General features: G+C 63.1%; 11 protein-coding genes and 2 riboswitches. Of the genes, 3 read left to right on the plus strand and 8 right to left on the minus strand.

The genetic code is table 11. From position 1 onward, the window contains the following. Positions 1 to 15: 15 nt before the first annotated feature. The 7 genes from SALLO_RS0107525 to SALLO_RS0107555 form a co-directional block, all read right to left on the minus strand. The gene (locus SALLO_RS0107525) at positions 16 to 1314 is read right to left on the minus strand and encodes a CsgG/HfaB family protein (protein WP_028567023.1); all 1299 of its coding nucleotides are present in this window, start codon (positions 1312 to 1314) and stop codon (positions 16 to 18) included. A 42-nt stretch (positions 1315 to 1356) separates the two neighbouring features. After that, positions 1357 to 2442 (minus strand): CsgG/HfaB family protein, encoded by a 1086-nt coding sequence (locus tag SALLO_RS0107530; protein ID WP_028567024.1) that lies wholly within the window; start codon positions 2440 to 2442, stop codon positions 1357 to 1359. Positions 2443 to 2574: 132 nt separating this feature from the next. Then, the gene (locus SALLO_RS17760; RefSeq protein ID WP_022835703.1) at positions 2575 to 4938 is read right to left on the minus strand and encodes a serine/threonine-protein kinase; all 2364 of its coding nucleotides are present in this window, start codon (positions 4936 to 4938) and stop codon (positions 2575 to 2577) included. A gap of 43 nt (positions 4939 to 4981) precedes the next feature. Beyond that, positions 4982 to 6112, minus strand: coding sequence for an FHA domain-containing protein (locus tag SALLO_RS17765; protein ID WP_022835704.1), 1131 nt, complete (start codon positions 6110 to 6112; stop codon positions 4982 to 4984). A 131-nt stretch (positions 6113 to 6243) separates the two neighbouring features. Further along, positions 6244 to 7614 carry an MATE family efflux transporter gene (locus tag SALLO_RS15965; RefSeq protein WP_022835705.1) on the minus strand — a complete coding sequence of 457 codons (1371 nt, stop codon included), beginning with the start codon at positions 7612 to 7614 and terminating at the stop codon, positions 6244 to 6246. Further along, positions 7611 to 9260, minus strand: coding sequence for a M1 family metallopeptidase (locus SALLO_RS0107550; protein ID WP_228702793.1), 1650 nt, complete (start codon positions 9258 to 9260; stop codon positions 7611 to 7613). Before SALLO_RS0107550 ends, SALLO_RS15965 begins: the two co-directional genes overlap by 4 nt. A gap of 22 nt (positions 9261 to 9282) precedes the next feature. Further along, complete coding sequence (locus SALLO_RS0107555) at positions 9283 to 10131, minus strand: hypothetical protein (protein WP_022835707.1); 849 nt, start codon at positions 10129 to 10131, stop codon at positions 9283 to 9285. A gap of 289 nt (positions 10132 to 10420) precedes the next feature. Beyond that, a riboswitch (TPP riboswitch) is annotated at positions 10421 to 10516 on the plus strand. 61 nt (positions 10517 to 10577) lie between these two features. Here SALLO_RS0107555 and SALLO_RS15970 point away from each other — a divergent pair. Then, on the plus strand, positions 10578 to 11501 hold the full coding sequence (locus tag SALLO_RS15970) for an ABC transporter substrate-binding protein (protein WP_022835709.1): 924 nt from the start codon (positions 10578 to 10580) through the stop codon (positions 11499 to 11501). 57 nt (positions 11502 to 11558) lie between these two features. Here SALLO_RS15970 and SALLO_RS0107565 read toward each other — a convergent pair whose 3' ends face one another. Next, positions 11559 to 12671, minus strand: coding sequence for a type I restriction endonuclease (locus SALLO_RS0107565; protein WP_022835710.1), 1113 nt, complete (start codon positions 12669 to 12671; stop codon positions 11559 to 11561). 649 nt (positions 12672 to 13320) lie between these two features. Here SALLO_RS0107565 and SALLO_RS0107570 point away from each other — a divergent pair. Both SALLO_RS0107570 and SALLO_RS0107575 read left to right on the plus strand, forming a co-directional pair. Beyond that, positions 13321 to 15033: an ATP-binding protein gene (locus SALLO_RS0107570; protein WP_022835711.1), complete on the plus strand. Its 1713-nt coding sequence runs from the start codon at positions 13321 to 13323 to the stop codon at positions 15031 to 15033. A gap of 191 nt (positions 15034 to 15224) precedes the next feature. Then, positions 15225 to 15302, plus strand: a riboswitch (adenosylcobalamin-variant (AdoCbl-variant) riboswitch). Positions 15303 to 15569: 267 nt separating this feature from the next. Next, entirely contained in the window at positions 15570 to 16544 is a 975-nt protein-coding gene (locus SALLO_RS0107575; protein ID WP_022835712.1) for a ribonucleotide-diphosphate reductase subunit beta, read from the plus strand. Positions 16545 to 16599 lie beyond the last annotated feature (55 nt).

A 16599-nucleotide genomic window follows, 5' to 3' on the forward strand; every position in this document is an offset into this window, starting at 1 on the left:
GAAATCCGGCCGATACTACGGACGCGGTGGGGCCGGCGGTAGGGGAAGGTCGCCCGACATGGTTCCGCCGATGGTTCCCGTGGGCGAATTCGTAGGGAGAGCCAATCCGCTGTTTGCAAGCCGCTGCAGCCGACGACTGACGGCGTCCGTGCTGCTTAGTTCAAGGCCGTCCTGGGCGCCTGCAAACGCCTGGCCGATCGACCCGCTGGTAGCGCTTAAGCCCATAGCGCGCTGCTTAGCCCGTGCAGCGGCCTGAAACGAGGGATCGAGTCGCGCGGCCTGCCCAAACTGCTGGGCGGCGGCGCGGTAGCGCCCTTCGTCTTCGAGGCGAAGGCCGCGGCTGTACAGCAGAAACGCCTGCAGGTTACGCGTGGGCACCCGCTCGATGGCCTGCTCCTCTTGCGGCGTCAGCTCGACGTTTAGACCCTCGACGACGCGGTACACCAGCGTGTTTTGCACCTCAAAGAGCCGATCAAGGTCGGCGGTGAGCGTGCTGCGGTCGGGCAAGCTGACCCCGGTGGCCACGCCCGTAAACGACAGCCCAAACGTTATGGACGCGTCCTCCACGCTGTAGGAACCACTCACGAGCCGACCGGCGCCCAACAGACGCCCCACCCGCGGCGCTGTCTGCGGATCGACGTACTGGCTTTGCGCCAGCTTCAGCTCATCGAGCAGTGCCTGCAGCCGCACGCGCTCCACCACCCGAAGCCGGTCGATGTTGGCCAGGTCAGTGGCAATCGTCTCGCTCAGCCCGCGCTTGAGCACCGCGTAGCGCTCGTCGCCGGCCAGGTAGGTAAACGGCAGCACGGCCACCACCCGCGGCGATACGGGCTGCCCCATCGAGCGCTCGCGGCTCAGCGCCTTCCGGACTTGCGCCCGCGCTTCTTTGCGTTCGAGCCAGGCCAACCGGCCCTGCAACAGCGCTCGGTACTTTGAATCGGCCGGCACCTGCGTATAGCTGGCATACAGCTCGCGCGCGGTGCCCACTTTGCCCACACTTTCGGAGGCCAGCCCCAGGTAGAACAATGTCTTGGGGTCATCCGGCTCCTGTGCGTATGCCCGCTTGAGCGTATCGTACGCTTTTGTGGGACGCCCGGTGCGCATGTAGATGATGCCCAGCCGCTGCAGGGCCACTAGGTCGGCCGGCGATTGCGCAAGACGCGCCTGCAGGCGCTTCACCTCGGCGGCATACGCACTCGGGTCCTCGTTAAGGGCAACCCCGGAGCTCCCGCAGGCCACCAGCATACTCGCGAGTCCCATGAGCACGGCCACGCGCAGCACCGCGCGTTGTATCTGCTGTACAGAGCTTACCATGGCTTCGTCTCTCGTCGATCCATCAAACGGTTGCGAACGCATCTACCGGTTCATGTTCGACGACGGAACCGTGCCTTTGTCCTGCACCTCGGCCTGCGCCACGAGCAGGGGCCGCAAGCTCTTGGCCTTAATCTTCGCGCGCTTGAAGCTCTTGTCGTATTCAGCGGCCTGCAGAAATTTCTCGTAAGCCGCCCGGTACTTCCCGTCCTCTAACAGATTTAATCCGTCGGAGTAGGCCATCATCGCATCGAGCGACTTCGTGTCGCTGCCGCCCATCTTCTGCTCCTTCACGGCGACGTTCAGCGACCGCGTGATCTCCATACTCAGATCTTCGATGAGCGTGTAGAACTCATCGGGCTTACCCATAACCTGCTCGCCCAGCAAAATCTCGCCGGTCTCTACCTTCACCACGCGGGCCTGAATCATCATGCGATCCTCAAACACCGTGTAGCTGCCAAACACCACCGCGTTGGCGCCCAGCAACTTACCGGTACGCACGGCGGTGGACTGGTCGACGATGCCTTCTTTCTGCTGGAGCTTAAGCTCGTTGAGGAGCCACTCGATACGCTCGCGCTCAATGACCTTCAGGTCGGTGCCCTGGTTCAGGTAGTTGATCATCATGGCCGGGAGCCCCTTGCTCAGCCCCTGAAACCGCTCGCGCTGGTCGATGGAGTTGTTGGAGAAGTCCATGACGGCTAGCGTCTGCATCCCAGGGCGCTGCTTTTGCACCTTGTAGCCGTTCATCTCCTTGCGCACCTCGTAGTAGAGGTTCATCACCGGCGGCGGCTCCATGTTAGGGTTCAGCTCAACAAGTGGCGGCTCGGTCTTGATGAGCCGGCGGATGGCCTCGCGGGCCTCGCCTTTTTTGTTGCGCGCAATGTACGCACGCCCCAAGTAGCGCAGCGCCTGCTTCTTCCGCTCGGCACTTACCGAGGTACTGTTGGCAACCTGCGTAAACAGGTCGATGGCCTTCTCATACTCTGCAAACTGATACGCCGTCTGGGCCTTCTCAAACGTTGAAGACTGCCCGTGCACCGGCGGCACAAAAAGCAAGCACCCCACAAGGAGCAACAGCACGCCCCCCAGGCGCTGATGTCGCGTTGAACGAGTATAGATGGACGTTATCATAGCGATAGCCTCTGGCATGATACAATTGTTGGTAAGTGTACAGCACGGATTCGTACAGGCACAAACGGCCCACGCAAGACAACCCTGCCGATGATTCCCCGCATGTCTCCTCCCAGAAGCATGCGAGATGGGCTAAGGCTGCTGAACCGTGAAAGATACAGCATATTGTTTCGGCACAAACGACGGGCGGACCCGAATCGGAACGGATGCGCCAGTAAACGACTGGGTGACGGCTTCGCTTCCCACACGAGACCGTATAACTCCCCCCACAACGCGCATGGCATCGCTTCGCGCAATGCGCAACTCAATGCGATGTGTTCCTGGTCCTATTTGTAACGGTGTGCTTAACGGAGTACTTTTGCCCGTGTTCGTTCCGTCGATCCATACATTTCCCCACGGCCCTGTAGTAGTGACGTTGACCGGGTACTGAAAGTAACAGGTCAATTGTGCCCGTCGGCCGGACGTGACCGTTACGGTCGTGTCGATGGTTCCATATTCCGGGTGACGACACGCGACCCGCTGGGGACCTGGCGTGAGCCGATATGCGCCGGGCGCGCGCGCCTCTGATCCATTGACGACAACCTGAGCGGTAGGAACGGCTTGCACCTGAAGAAGCGCGGGTGCAGGGGCCTGGGGCGTTGGGGTAGGATCCGCTGCCTGGTCCGCCGATGCGGGAGCGTCGGACGGCTGATCGGTCGGTCGTACGGTTTCTGTCTTGTCGGACGCCTGCGTGGCGGACGGCGGGTTGCCCGCGGCATCGCGCGCCCCGTCACCCGGCGGCGACGCGTTGGCCGCAAGCGCGCCGGGGGCTGGCGCGTCGGGGCGGGCCGCTGCACCGGAAGGGGCATCGGCTTGCGCCGTGGCGGGGCCCGACGAACGGGACGAAAGGGCGATGCCGCGCACGGCATACGATGCGCCGGCACGCAGCGTGAGTGTCGTGTCGAACGGTGCGTATCCTTCTTTTGAGATCCGAACGGTTGCGCGCCCCGGGGCTACGGCGAGCTGTTGTGCGGGCGTGGTGCCTACCGTGTCGCCGTTCACTTGCACAGTGGCGCCCTCCGGGGTGCTGGCAACGGCCAGCACGGCAACGGCTGATGCGCTCCCTCCGCCGCCTTGCATAAACTGGTAGCCGCCATACAGCCCGGCCAGCAGCACGAGAAGGGCAAGACTGCCCCACAGCACCGACCGGCCCCCGCGGTCTTCTTCCGACGCCTCAACCGGCGCCCGCGTAGTAGCAGACGGCGTTGCGCGCTCCGGCGGCGCTTCGGGATCCGAAGGAGCCGCTTTTGTTGCCTCCGAGGGCTCCGGTGCGCGCGCAGATGCAGCAGCGGGTGGTGCGTCGGCAGACGAAGGATCGTCCTGGGGCGCAGCCGGCTGCTTGGAGGTACCGGGGTCGGCAGGAGGCGGCGCCTCGGGCGCGGTCTCATCGAGGACCGTTTCATCGAGCATGGTCTCGTCAAGTGCCCCCTCATCCATTACGGTTTCGTCGAGGGCCGTCTCGTCCATCGTCGTTTCGTCGAGGACGGTCTCGTCAAGCGCCGGAGGATCGGCCAGGGCCGTCTCGTCGACCGTCGTTTCGCCCGGCTCCGAGCCGTCATCGTCCGGCGGGTCGGGGAGGTGCCCCACGATCGTTGCAGCATCCTCGGCCGGCGTGCTCTCCAGTGCATCCTCCACCGCCGCCAACGCTTCAATCATCGCCTTGGCGTTCGGATAGCGCTCGTCCTGCGCTTGCGCGGTGGCCCTTTCGATGATGCCCACCAGCGCCGGCGGCAGGTCGTCGCGGTATTCATCGGGCGATGGCACGTCGCCCTCAACGACCCGGCGCATAATGTCGAAGTCGGTGGCCGCCTGCTCAAACGGCAAGGTGCCGGTGAGCATCTGAAAGGCCATCATGCCCACCGCGTACAGGTCGCTACGGCCGTCTACGGCGTTGATATCGGAAATTTGCTCGGGCGCCATGTACTTGAGCGTGCCGCCTTGCCCGCCTTGGGTGACGGTTTGGCCCGAGTCGGGGCTACGCATCTTGGCGATGCCGAAGTCCGTCACTTTCACGCGGCCGTCGCGCGTGAGCATGATGTTGGCTGGCTTGATGTCGCGGTGGATCACACCGGCATCGTGCGCGGCCTGGCAGGCCTGCAGGGTTTGCTTGAGGATACGCACACTGACGCTCGTGTCGATCGCGCCGTCCTCCAGCAGATCCTCCACAGTTCCGCCGTCTACGTACTCCATCACAATGAGGAGGCCCACCTCGGTATCGCGCAGCGCGTAGATGCTTACGATGTACGGACTGTCGACGCGGGCAAGCGCGCGGGCCTCGGACCGAAAGCGATGCAAGAACATCTCGCGGTGCGACTGCGACGGGTTCACCCGCTTGATGGCCACTTTGCGCGAGAGCGCAATGTCTTCACCGGCGTACACCGTGCCCATGCCGCCCCGGCCGAGCACGCGCTCAATGTGGTAGCCATCAATTTCTTTGCCGATCGGCTCGTCTTGCATGATCCGTTCTGCTTACTTAACGGGGTGCGAGAAAAAACGCAGGTCAATCGTCAGGCAGGGCGTCCGGGTCTTCCACCAGTTCTTCTTTCGAGATATTCCACGCATCGGCCATCCGATCGAGGTAGGCGCTCATGAATGCGGGGCGAAACCACTTTTTCTCGATGGCGCTCCAGTCGCCGTTGTATAGCTTCTTCCAACGGTTGGCACTGGCTGCTGTCTGCTTGTCGTTATCCTCTGCAAACCACTTGCCAAACACGCCGTCGCTTGTGCGGTCGGTTGGCTGCACCTGCTCAAGCACCTTTTTGCCACCAGATTCCACGCTCTGCTTGTACCCACTGAGCATAGCAATTTGGTGCGCCACGAGCGTGTTCACCGAAGCGCGGAGATCATCGAGCCGCTCGGTCTGCTCCTCATCCGATAGCTTAGGATCGAGCAGGTGCATCTGCAAGCTTTCGAGGTCGGCTTTCCGCAGGAAGGCCATCTCGGGCGGTTGCATGACGGTGTGTCCGCTAAATTCGCGCCAGAAGTGCGGCGGGATGCTGATCATGCGGGCCACGGCTTCGAGCAGGGTGTTGAGCACCGGGCGCACCCGCGCCGGAACCGAGGCACTGTCGCCGTCCGCTTTTGGGGTGCTTGGCTGGAGCGCATCGGCCACCTGATGGGCCACCCGGGATGCCGCCGGAGCGCCCTGCAGTGCCTGTTGCAGCGCCTGCTCCAGCTGCGCGTCGCGCTCCTGCTCGGTCATGTACTGATACGCATCGGCCATTTCTTCCAGCGCTGTGGCCAGGCGGGCGGCGGGCTTGGAGAAGGCATTCCCGCCCATGCTGTCGCTTCCCGCCAGGGCCGTTTGCTCCGATGACGGCATGAACAGCGGCACAAATTCGACCCGAAACTCGCCAAGGCTAAAGACATCCCCGCTTTGCAGCGTCACCGGCGCGTGGGGTTGTAAGCGCTCGCCGTGCAGGTACGTGTGGTTCTTGCTTCCTTGATCGGAGAGCTTGTACTCGCCGCCCGTCTGTTCGATTTGGGCGTGGCGCTTGCTAATCTTTTGGTCCGGCAGCGTAAGGTCGTTGCCACTGCCGCGCCCAATGGTGATGCGGTCTTGCTCAAACAGATAGTCGGCCGCCTCGCTGGCGTCCTCCCCTTCGCGGGTTACCTGAAGCTTGATGGGCATGATGACTGCGGGATTGAGTCTTAAGATGACAACGGCACGGGGGCGCCCCGTAAAGGCGCGTGGGCCGAAGGCGCATTATGTTCTTAACGTAACAGTTGGGCAACTGATTTGAAAGACGCCGTTCGGGGTTTTCACGTTCTGGTAGCAGCCGCCGGCAGCCGGTGCACCTGTTGGCGGAAGCGCGCGATGAGCGCAACGGCAGCGGCGGCGAGTCCTACCACCAGCCCCCACCACAGGCCATACACGCCGTAGCCCCACTGAAGGCCGGCCACGTATCCGCTGCTGAGGCCGATGCCCCAGTACGTGCACAGCGCAATGAGCATGGGCACGCGCGTATCTTTGAGGCCCTGCAGTGCGCCGTGGGCGGCCACCTGCAGCCCGTCGACGACTTGAAAGAAGGCCGCGATGCCCAGCAGGTGGGCGGCCGCTTGTGCAACCGCCGCCGTGTGAGTGCCTTCGGCGGCAAGATAGACCCGCACGATCGCCGCGGGCCATGTCCAGAACACCACGGCACTGATCCCCATGGCACTGCCGGCTAGGGCCATGGCCAGCCAGCCCGCGCGCCGCACGCCGGCCGCATCGCCCCGCCCGGCGGCCTGCCCCACACGCACCGATCCGGCAATTGACAGGCCGACCGGCACCATAAACACGAAGGCTACGGTTTGCAGCGCAATTTGATGGGCGGCGAGGGCCGTCGTTCCGAGCGTGCCGGCCATGAGGGCCGTAAGCGTAAAGAGCCCGGCCTCGATGCCGCGGGATACGCCCATCGGGCCGCCCACGTACACCAGCGCGCGCAGCATGCGAAGGTCGGGCGTGCGCAGGCGATGCCACAGCGGATACATCCGGAAGGGCCGCCCGGCGTACGTGAGCCCTGCCAGGAGCGCAAACATGAACCAGAACACGAGGGTTGTGGCCCACCCGGTGCCCACAAGTCCCAGCGCGGGCAGCGGGCCGGCGCCAAACATGAGCGCGTAGTTGGCGGCAATGTTGAGCGCGACGCCGCCGTACGTTATCACGGTGACGGGCACCGGGCGTGCAAGGCCCTCGGCAAAGCTGCGCAGGGCCTGATAGCCCAGTGCGGCGGGCAGCCCCCACACGATGGCGTGCAGGTAGCCCGTAGCCTGCGCCACAGCCGCCGGAGCTTGCCCCATCCCATGCAGCGCCGGCTCGGCAAACCATAACAGCGCTACGGCGGGCACGCCAAGTCCCACCGCGAGCCAGAGCCCCTGGCGCACGCTGCGCGTTACGGCGGCATGGTCGCGCCGCCCCACGGCCTGCGACACCATGGGGTTGACGCCCTGGATGACGCCGGTGGTTACGATGAGCACAAAGAAGAACAGCGTGTTGCCCAGCGCGACGCCCGCGAGCGCCGTGGGGCCCAGCTGCCCCACCATCACCGTATCGATAAACCCCATCGACACCTGGCCCACTTGCGCGGCCGTTACCGGTGCCGCCAGCCGTCCCATCGCCGCCAGTTCGGCACGCAGCGCGTCTCGATTCATTCGCGGCCTCCGGCCGGGCGTACGCCTCCTTCCATGAGCAACCGCACGTTGGGATCAAGCACCACGCGCGTCGGCCGCTCGCGAGCCGCGAGCCGCACCGTCTCGGTCGCCGCATCCACCATGGCCGTTGTTGTCGTTCCTGTACTGCCGGCATACATCGCTACATCCAATGGAAAAGCGAACGGCGCGCCCGCTTGCGTTTGCCGGAGGGTAAGCACCACCTCCTGCGCCTCGGCATCGTAGCGCCACGTGCCCGTGATCACCGGGTGACCGGCGCGGCGCGTCCACTGCGCGAAAAACCGCTGCAGGTTGGCCCCGGTGGCGTCCTCCATGGCCCGCCGGAAGTCGGCCGTCGTGGCGTTGCCTTCTTCGAACCGCTGATAATACAAGCGCAGGCCGTCCCAAAAACCGGACAGGCCCACGCGGTGCCGCAGCATGTGCAGCACCCAGGCGCCCTTCTGGTAAGGGTTGAGCGTGAGCAGTTCGTTCGGGTCGCTGTAGGTGGTGTCCACCAGCGGCGTGTTGGGATTGCGTCGCTGAAAGACGATCACGCGCTCGCGGGCTTGCCGCATGCCGGTTTCAAGGCGCGCCGGGCCATAGGCGTGCTCCATGTACAGCTGCGTCAGGTAGGTGGCAAACCCTTCGCTCAGCCACAGGTGCGGCCAGTCGGCTTCCGTTACGGTGTTGCCAAACCACTGATGCGCCACCTCGTGTGCTACGAGCGCTTCGTCGTTTTGCGTATCGCCCACGGCGGCCTCGCTGTAGAAAATGGCGGCGGCGTTTTCCATGCCGCCATACCGCGTCGTGGATTGGACGTTGGCGAGCTTCGGGTAGGGGTACGGCGCAATCTGCTGGGCAAAGAATTGCACGATGGGAAGGGCCTGCCCCAGATCTTGAAATCCGGCAGTGGAATCGGGCGGATACACCCAGCTCGTCACCGGCCGCCCGCGATACGTCCCCACGGTGTCGACGGCAAAATCGGCGACGCCAATGACGGCCACCTTGGTTGGCAAGGGTTCTTTGGTGCTCCACGTCACCGTGCGACGCGCGCCGGTCACGCGGCGCCCTACGTCGTCGCCATTCGATACGATGTCGTAGTGCGCGGGCGCCGTCACATGAAAGGTGAATGCAGCCTTATCGGCCGGATGGTCGACCACGGGCAACCAGTGGCGCGCGCGGTTCGGCCAGTTGTCGCCAAAGAACGTGCGGGCCCCGTGCTGATTGGTGCCAATGATGAGGCCATCGGCCGGAATGCCGTGATACTGCACGGTGAGCGCGTAGGTGCGCCCGGCCTGCAGCCCCCGCCCGACGCGCGCGACCACCTCGTGGCGGCGCTGCACAAACGGAACGGCCGCGCCGTTTACGGCCACGTCGGTCGCCGTCATACCGGTCCGGCTGCCATCTTCCGGATGCACCAGGTCGAGCCGAAGCCGGGTGAGCGTATCGGCGGTGACCACCACCGACGCGGTGGCTGTGCCCGCTATCCGATCGGTGCTATCCGACAGCACCAGCGACAGGTCGTAGTGCTGCACGTCCATTCCGGGATGCGGACGCGCCGGCGGCAAGGGGGCCGGCTGGGCCTGGCACGACAGCGAAAACGCGCTTCCCCCCACCAGGAGGAGAAGCGCGCTCCAACAAGACAACACACAACGGATCATAGGGACGGTGTTACATGGAAGAAGAAGGTGCTTCGACCACAATCTCACGCTCAGTATCGTTGAAGGGTCCAGGCACGACGTTGCCTTCGGCATCCAGCAGCTGCAGATGCACCACGTACGTTCCGCTGGAGAGGCCCGTCACAAACGACGGCACCCACTCGGTCAACGTCTGCGACGCCAGCGGCTCGGTGCTGCCCTTCTTACGAATGGTGTACTTGGCGCTGTAGCCATCGGCGCTGAGCTCTACGTTGTGGAGGTAGAAGTCCAGCATGATTTTCTCGGCAGCCGCGCCGCTGTACGTGCCCTTCGGCCGGCTGTAGATGATGGTGGGCGCGCCTTTTTCGATCATGGGCGTGCCGGTTTCCTCCGCCACGTAAAAGGTCACGACGTCGTGCGCCCCCGGGTTCTTCACGCTTTCGTGGTACGAGCGGCTCGGAAAGACCACGAGCGTATGCGCGCCCGGCGACAGCTCGCCGATCGGAAACGGCTGGCCCGTGTTGTAATTGGCCATGTAGGGGCCATTGTCGAGGATGATGTGCACGTGCTGGCCGTTGGCCGAGTTGGCGATGTTCTGCGCGCGCGGCGTCTGCGTCTGGATGCCGGTTTCGAACGAGTCCACGGTCACGGTCACGTCGACGCTCGCGCTGTCGACCACCGCGCTGTCGATGGGCGCGGTAAACTGCGCCGAGGCCCCGGCAATGGCGGGCGACCGTTCGCCCGGCGTGATGGTGACAGCCGTCGCGTTGGCCGTGCTGCTTTGGGCATCGGCAGCATCGGAAGAATCAGACGACCCGCCGCAGGCCGTGAGGGCGCCGGCGAGTAGCAAAAACGTGGACAGGCGGAGCGTGCGAACAAACATGACAAACGGGCGATGGGTGTGGGAACATGAGCATCGGCAACCTACGGTGCGCGGCCGGAGGCTGTCAAGCGAGTAACGGAACCGTCATGTGACGACGCCCCAACCGCTCTACGTCTATCAATGCTGGGGTTTCCTCTTGCCTGTTGCTGTTACGCGGAGGCGCTCCCCTCCGCCTGCAGCAGTTGCCCGCAAAAGTCGACCGTGTGCCGGGCCATGGCCAGCGTCAGGGTGGCCCCGAATACGCGGGGTGTAGACCGCTGTGTGAACCCGCCGCTGCTCACCTGGTAAGAATATGTGCTGGGGGTGCCTGCACCAACGGGCTGAGAACACACCCTTTGAACCTGATTCGGTTTGTACCGACGAAGGAAACGTTGCGCGCCCGTCAACGAGCGCGCTTGCCAGGTCCCGCGGCGTCTCTTGTTTCTGGACTAACGACCTGCATGACGATGACCTCCCTTCGCCTCGGACTCGAATGGTTCCTGAATCCTGACCATACCCCGCTCCTCGTGGCTCAAGCGCACGGCTGGTTTGAAGCCGCAGGCATCGACCTCACCCTCATCGAACCGGAGGAGCACCTCGACGCCGTCGACGCCATTGCGGAGGGCGCCATGGACCTTGCCATCACGGAGCCCCTGCACCTCGCCGAGGATTGCGCTGACGGGCATTCGGCCGTTGGGATCACGCGGTTTTTGCACACCAACGGTGGCGTCATGTATCGAACCGACACCGGGATCTCGCGTCCGCGCGACATGGCGGGCACGCGCATCCAGTACCCTGGCGCCCCAGGACCGGGCGGGCCGGCTATCGTGGGCACTATGATCGAGGCCGACGGCGGCCCCTACGACCCAGACGCCTTCACGCGCGTCAACCGTGGCTTTTATCACACCGATGCCCTCGCCGATGATGCGGCGGATGTCGCGACCCTCGCATTCTACAATTTCGAGATGGTCGAAGCCCGTCACCGTAGCCTCGATGTTGGCTTTTTTGCGCTGAAGGATTGGGGGATTCCGGACTTCTGCCAGCTCATTTTGATTACGACGCCCGAGCGCTTAGATGCGCAGCAAGAGACGTTTGCGCGGTTTCTGCGCGTGCTGCGGCGTGGGATCGATGTGGTACACCAGCGCCCAGAGGAGGCCCGCCAGATCTACTTCACGCGTACCGACACCGATCCAGACGACACGCTGATGCGTGCAATTTTTGAGGCTACAGTGCCGTGCTTTACGCACGACTTCAGCATGACAACGCGCTACTACGAACAACTCGAAGCCTGGCTGGTCCGCCGCGGACTCATCGACGCTCCCCAGCAGCCGCTGACCTACTGGACGAACGTGCTCGCCCTTCCCGACCCGGCCCGCGCGATGGCTCACTGACCACAGCCCAGGCCCTGGAAAAACAAGGCCTGACGCAGGGTGACCTCCGGTTGCCTGTCACTGCTCCCCATCATAAACATTGATTATTCGTTGTAATGCGTCCGCGTGGTTATAAATATCATCCAGCGAATCAATGGGAACGCGCTCTTCGTCCTTGTTCTCGTCAAAAAGTCCGATGTAGTTCTGTGATCGGTTAAAGTGCAAACGACAAATCGGTTGACGGTTATTGTCATCGAGGAGAACGCCAAAATATGTTTTCACATCACGAGGAGTCACGCGGTCAACATCAACGACCTCTCGCATGATGGCACGAACAATGCGAAAGCCCTCCATTTCTTCCTCAGTCGTCACGACATCATCATTGATCTCTACGACACCTTCAGGAAGCGTATCTCTCCCTTCCACCTCGGACGGGCTCCTTTCAGTAGGCTGAAGGTTTACCGCGACGCTTGCCTCCTCTTCTTCCAGAGCAGACTTCAGGCGGCCACTGACCTTATCGTGTACAAGTTGATGAAGCGACTTCTGCACGATACCTTGGAATTGTTCGCGTACGGCTTGCGTCACCCGCCCATCGTATACCTGCTTTGCCATGAAGTGAACAAAATCATCTTCAGGACGCCTCCACTGTTGGTCGAGGTAGTTACGAAGGGCCTTTCGATACTTCAAGTCGTGCGCCGCCTCAAGCATTTCCCGAAGGTCGAATGTAGACTTTCGCAATCGCTTTAGCTCTTCAACGTGCTGCTCAGTGTATTTTCCAAGGCTAAGCTCAAGGAAAGGACGTTGGTCCATCTTATTCTCCTCTTCCAGGTCAGAGAAGAATTTGTAATTGACACCATTTGTCAGCACCCCGATCCGCGCTTTTGTCATGTGGAAATAGCGGAAGAGTTGTCCGGCATGATCGGTAGAAAGCTCAGCACCCGCCTTCTTGCACTCAAATAGCATAACCAACGCATCGTCGCGACGGATCGCATAATCCACTTTCTCGCCCTTCTTGTTGGCAAAGTCAGCCGTAAACTCCGGGACAACCTCCCGCGGATTGAAAACGTCATACCCGAGCGCTCGAATGAAGGGCATGACAAGAGCGTTCTTTGTCGCCTCCTCGGTATTTAGATGGTCACGTTGCTCGTGAACACGTGCCGATAGCGCTTCGATTTGCTCGATGAAGTCCATAGATCTGTAGGTATTTCTTCAGTTGTTCGCTCTTTTTTGTTGCTGCTACTTAAAGACACCCTACAATACGGAATTGTAACGCTGCTCTCTTTATTTTTTCTACGTATTTACAGTGCTCCGATGATTACGATTTTGCTTATCCGTCAATGCCCCGCAGCACTATAGAAGCATCGTCCAATTCCTCGAAAATGAGAGACCGCGTACGAAGACAGATCAAGAACTGGCGCATCCTGTAAGCCTAAACGTTCCAGCGACGAGGGTGAATCTCCCGGCCGCAGCCGTCCAACCGCCCGCCGGTTGGAAAAGTAGCGCTATGTGGGGGAACGGGGAGTCCCCACCTGGAACGAAGCTCCGGCCTACGCCGGGGCTTTTTGTTTTTGGACCTTGGGCGTGGCCCCTGCACCGTCAATTCTGGATACGTCATTTGATCCACCGGCGCGCCCGCGTGCTGCCCACCCGTGCACCGGCTACGCACGCCCTCGCCCCCTATCATTTATCTAAAGTCTACCATATCTTTTGTGCATATGCTGTAAACATGCGGCGGCTTTGTAGTGCCCCGGTGCCCGCCTGTATTCACCCGTTGAACAGCTCGCCCGGACCCATGAGATGGCTCTGCTCCCTGCTCGTAACGCGTCGTTGCTCCGTCGGTGTGGCCCTGGCTCTCGGCCTCGCGGCGCTGTGCGTGCCGCGCGCCGGTGCCCGCGCCATCCCCCGCAGCGTTGCCGCTACCGACACGCTTGTCGACCTCACGGCCCGCGAGCGAGCCTGGATCGCGCGCCACCCGGTCATCCGCTACGCGCCCATCCCAGACTACGCGCCGATCGAGTCCTACGGCCCGTCCGGCCAGCCGGTGGGGCTCGCGCCCGATTATTTGGCCGTCGCCATTAAGCGCCTCGGCATGCGGCTCCACATCGTGCGGGCACCCACCTGGCGCGCGGTGCTCGACAGCCTACGGAACGGCCGTGCCGATTTGAGCGCGGCCATCCAAAAGACAACCGCCCGTAGCCGGTACCTTCGGTTTACCGAACCCTACCTCACCGTGCCCACCGTGCTCCTCGTGCGGGCGCAGGCCGAAGCGCCCCTCAGCCTCGAACGGCTCGACGGTCATACCGTGGCGGTGGTCGATCGATACGCCGTGGCATCGTATCTCGAAAATCGCTACCCCAAGGTGCACTACCGCAAGGTGCCCGACATCCAGACGGGTCTTGAGAAGGCCGCGTTTGGTCTTGTGGATGGCATGGTGCTGTCCCTTCCCGTGGCTGGCGCGGCCATCGAGGCGGCCCAGCTGCCCAACCTTCGCGTGGCCAGCCGCACCGGCTACCGCTATGCCCTCCGCTTTGGCGTGCCGCGCGATCAGGCCATGTTGCAGCACGTGCTGAACAAAGCGCTGGCGAGCATCACGGCTCAAACGCACGCTAGGATCTACCAACGCTGGATGGCGCTCGATGCTGAAGCCCTCTCCCCGTCGCCCGCGCCCCCCACGCGGCTCCTGCTCCTCGTGGTGGTCGGCTTGCTGGTGCTGCTGGGCGCCGGTGCAGCGTGGACCTGGACGCTACGCCGCGAGGTGACCCGGCGCACGCATGATCTCCGGCAGGCCAAAGAAGAAGCCGAAGACATGAACCGCTTAAAGTCGGCCGTGCTCGCCAACATGAGCCATGAGTTTCGCACGCCGCTTACGTCCATCATCGGGTTTTCGGAAGCCCTCCGCGACGAGTCGCCCGATGCCACCACCGACCGGTTTTTGCGGCACATCAACGAAAACGGCCGCCGCCTGCTTCATACGCTCGAGTCGCTGCTTCATCTGTCACAACTGGAAGCGGGCGCCGTGGCGCTGCGGCCCCAGCGCGTGGCCCTTGCCGACGCGCTCCACGAGGCCGCCGATCCGTTTCGCGAACAGGCCCGCGATGCGAACCTCACGCTGCGCATCGAGCCGCCCCCCGCGCCCGTGCAGGCCTATGCCGATCCCGCCGCCTTGCACCTGGTGCTTACCCATCTGCTGAGCAATGCGCTCAAGTTTACGGAGCCCGGCGGCCGCATCACCGCCCGCACGACCCCCGATCCGCCGGATGCGCTGCTCACCATTGCCGACACCGGCGTGGGCATCGACGAAGCCTTCATCCCCAAGCTCTACGACGCCTTCCGGCAGGAATCGTCGGGCGACAGCCGATCGTTTGAAGGGACTGGTCTTGGCCTTGCCGTAACCCGCAAGCTCGTCAACATGATGGACGGCTCCATCGCTGTGGCGAGTCGCAAGGGCGAGGGCACGCAGGTCTCGGTGCGCCTGCCGCTGTATGCGGTAGACCACCCGCCGGCCATGACGCCCGGGACCCGCGAGGAAGCGTCGAACGGCGTAAATGCCTGATAGGCTACGTACGCCCTGTCTGAAAACCCTTTAGGAACGGCACCCGGCGGCTTCCGTCCCTTTTTTCTCGTCGCCGGCACCCCAGGCATTGACACTGTCGGCCGCCGGTCCTACCTTGGGGCTACATTCGAGTCAAGCTACGCATTCGCAGAGGCTGTGCTGTCAGGGCACGGCGGCTGGGGCGCTCGTACCGCACCAGCACTCGGGGGAAGTTCGGTGAAAGTCCGGCACTGTCGCGCAACGGTTACAGTCCGATTGCCCGCTCAGCGAACGCGGCCCACGGCGCTCCGTGCGAGCGTCCCCTACGCGTCCTAGGGTTGTGGTCCTGCACGGTATGCTTTGTCGGCTCATCGGCGCGTCGCATCGCGACGTCGCCCGCACGGCCGCCGTCGCCTGCCCTACGGTCCATCTCTTTGGCGCGTCGGCCCTCCCACGGATGTCAGCTTGCGCGGATGCCACGCCCGCGAGGCAACTCGGCCCTGTACCGGGCCCGTCCTCACGGCCTGTTCTGTTTTGCTGGACGACTCCGTACCCTCATGAGCCTCTTCGACGCCCGCGTCAACCTCAAGCCCTACGAATACCCCCACCTGCTGCGCTACAAAACGGCCATCCGGCAGTCGTACTGGGTGCACGACGAATTCAACGTCACCGGCGACATCCAAGATTTTCGCGTGGCCTGCTCCGACACGGAGCGCAGCGTCATTCGCAAAACCATGCTGGCCATCGCGCAGGTAGAGGTGGCCGTCAAAACGTTTTGGGGCGATCTCTACAAGCGCCTGCCCAAGCCCGAAATTGGCGCTGTGGGCCTCACCTTTGCCGAGAGCGAGGTGCGGCATATGGATGCCTACGCCCACTTGCTGGAGCGGCTGGGCCTCAACGACGCCTTTGCCGCGCTCGATACCATCCCGGCGCTCAACGACCGGGTGGCCTACCTAAACGACGCCCTTCGCGGGGCCGCTGCGGCCGAGGACGCCGACTTCGTGCATGCGATTGTGCTGTTCTCGATTTTCATCGAGCACGTGAGCCTCTTCAGCCAGTTTCTCATCATGCTGTCATTCGACAAGCACGAGAAGCGGTTCAAGGGCGTTGCCAACATCGTGGAGGCTACGTCGAAAGAGGAGCAAATTCACGGCCTGTTTGGGCTGGCCCTCATCGAGGAACTGCGGGCGGAGCACCCCGCGTGGTTCGGTCCTGCGTTTGACGCCCGGGTGCGCGCGGCCTGCGAGCGGGCCTACCGGGCCGAGGCGCGCGTGCTGGACTGGATCTTTGCAGCGGGCACGCTCGACTTCCTCCCGCGCCCGGTCGTTGATGCCTTCGTGCGCGACCGCTTCAACCGGTCGCTGCGTAACGTTTCGGTGGAGCCCCTCTTTGACGTCGATCCGGCGGCGCTCGACGCCAGCCGCTGGTTCTACGAAGAGATTCTGCTCACCAAGGGCAACGACTTCTTCTCGAAGCGCAGCACGGCCTACTCCAAGATGACCCAGAGCGTGACCAGCGACGATCTGTTCTAGCACGTCTTTGCAGCGCGCCTTACACGTTTTGTCCCGTCCGTTTCGCTTAGACTTA

The organism is Salisaeta longa DSM 21114 (assembly GCF_000419585.1).
Classification (GTDB): Bacteria; Bacteroidota; Rhodothermia; order Rhodothermales; family Salinibacteraceae; genus Salisaeta; species Salisaeta longa.

Excerpts from the sequence above, each read along its gene's own strand:
- SALLO_RS0107555 (WP_022835707.1), bottom strand. The coding sequence starts at position 10,131 with ATGTTTGTTCGCACGCTCCGCCTGTCCACGTTTTTGCTACTCGCCGGC.
- SALLO_RS17765 (WP_022835704.1), bottom strand. The coding sequence starts at position 6,112 with ATGCCCATCAAGCTTCAGGTAACCCGCGAAGGGGAGGACGCCAGCGAG.
- SALLO_RS17760 (WP_022835703.1), bottom strand. The coding sequence starts at position 4,938 with ATGCAAGACGAGCCGATCGGCAAAGAAATTGATGGCTACCACATTGAG.
- SALLO_RS0107525 (WP_028567023.1), bottom strand. The coding sequence starts at position 1,314 with ATGGTAAGCTCTGTACAGCAGATACAACGCGCGGTGCTGCGCGTGGCC.
- SALLO_RS0107575 (WP_022835712.1), top strand. The coding sequence starts at position 15,570 with ATGAGCCTCTTCGACGCCCGCGTCAACCTCAAGCCCTACGAATACCCC.
- SALLO_RS15965 (WP_022835705.1), bottom strand. The coding sequence starts at position 7,614 with ATGAATCGAGACGCGCTGCGTGCCGAACTGGCGGCGATGGGACGGCTG.
- SALLO_RS0107530 (WP_028567024.1), bottom strand. The coding sequence starts at position 2,442 with ATGATAACGTCCATCTATACTCGTTCAACGCGACATCAGCGCCTGGGG.
- SALLO_RS0107565 (WP_022835710.1), bottom strand. The coding sequence starts at position 12,671 with ATGGACTTCATCGAGCAAATCGAAGCGCTATCGGCACGTGTTCACGAG.
- SALLO_RS15970 (WP_022835709.1), top strand. The coding sequence starts at position 10,578 with ATGACCTCCCTTCGCCTCGGACTCGAATGGTTCCTGAATCCTGACCAT.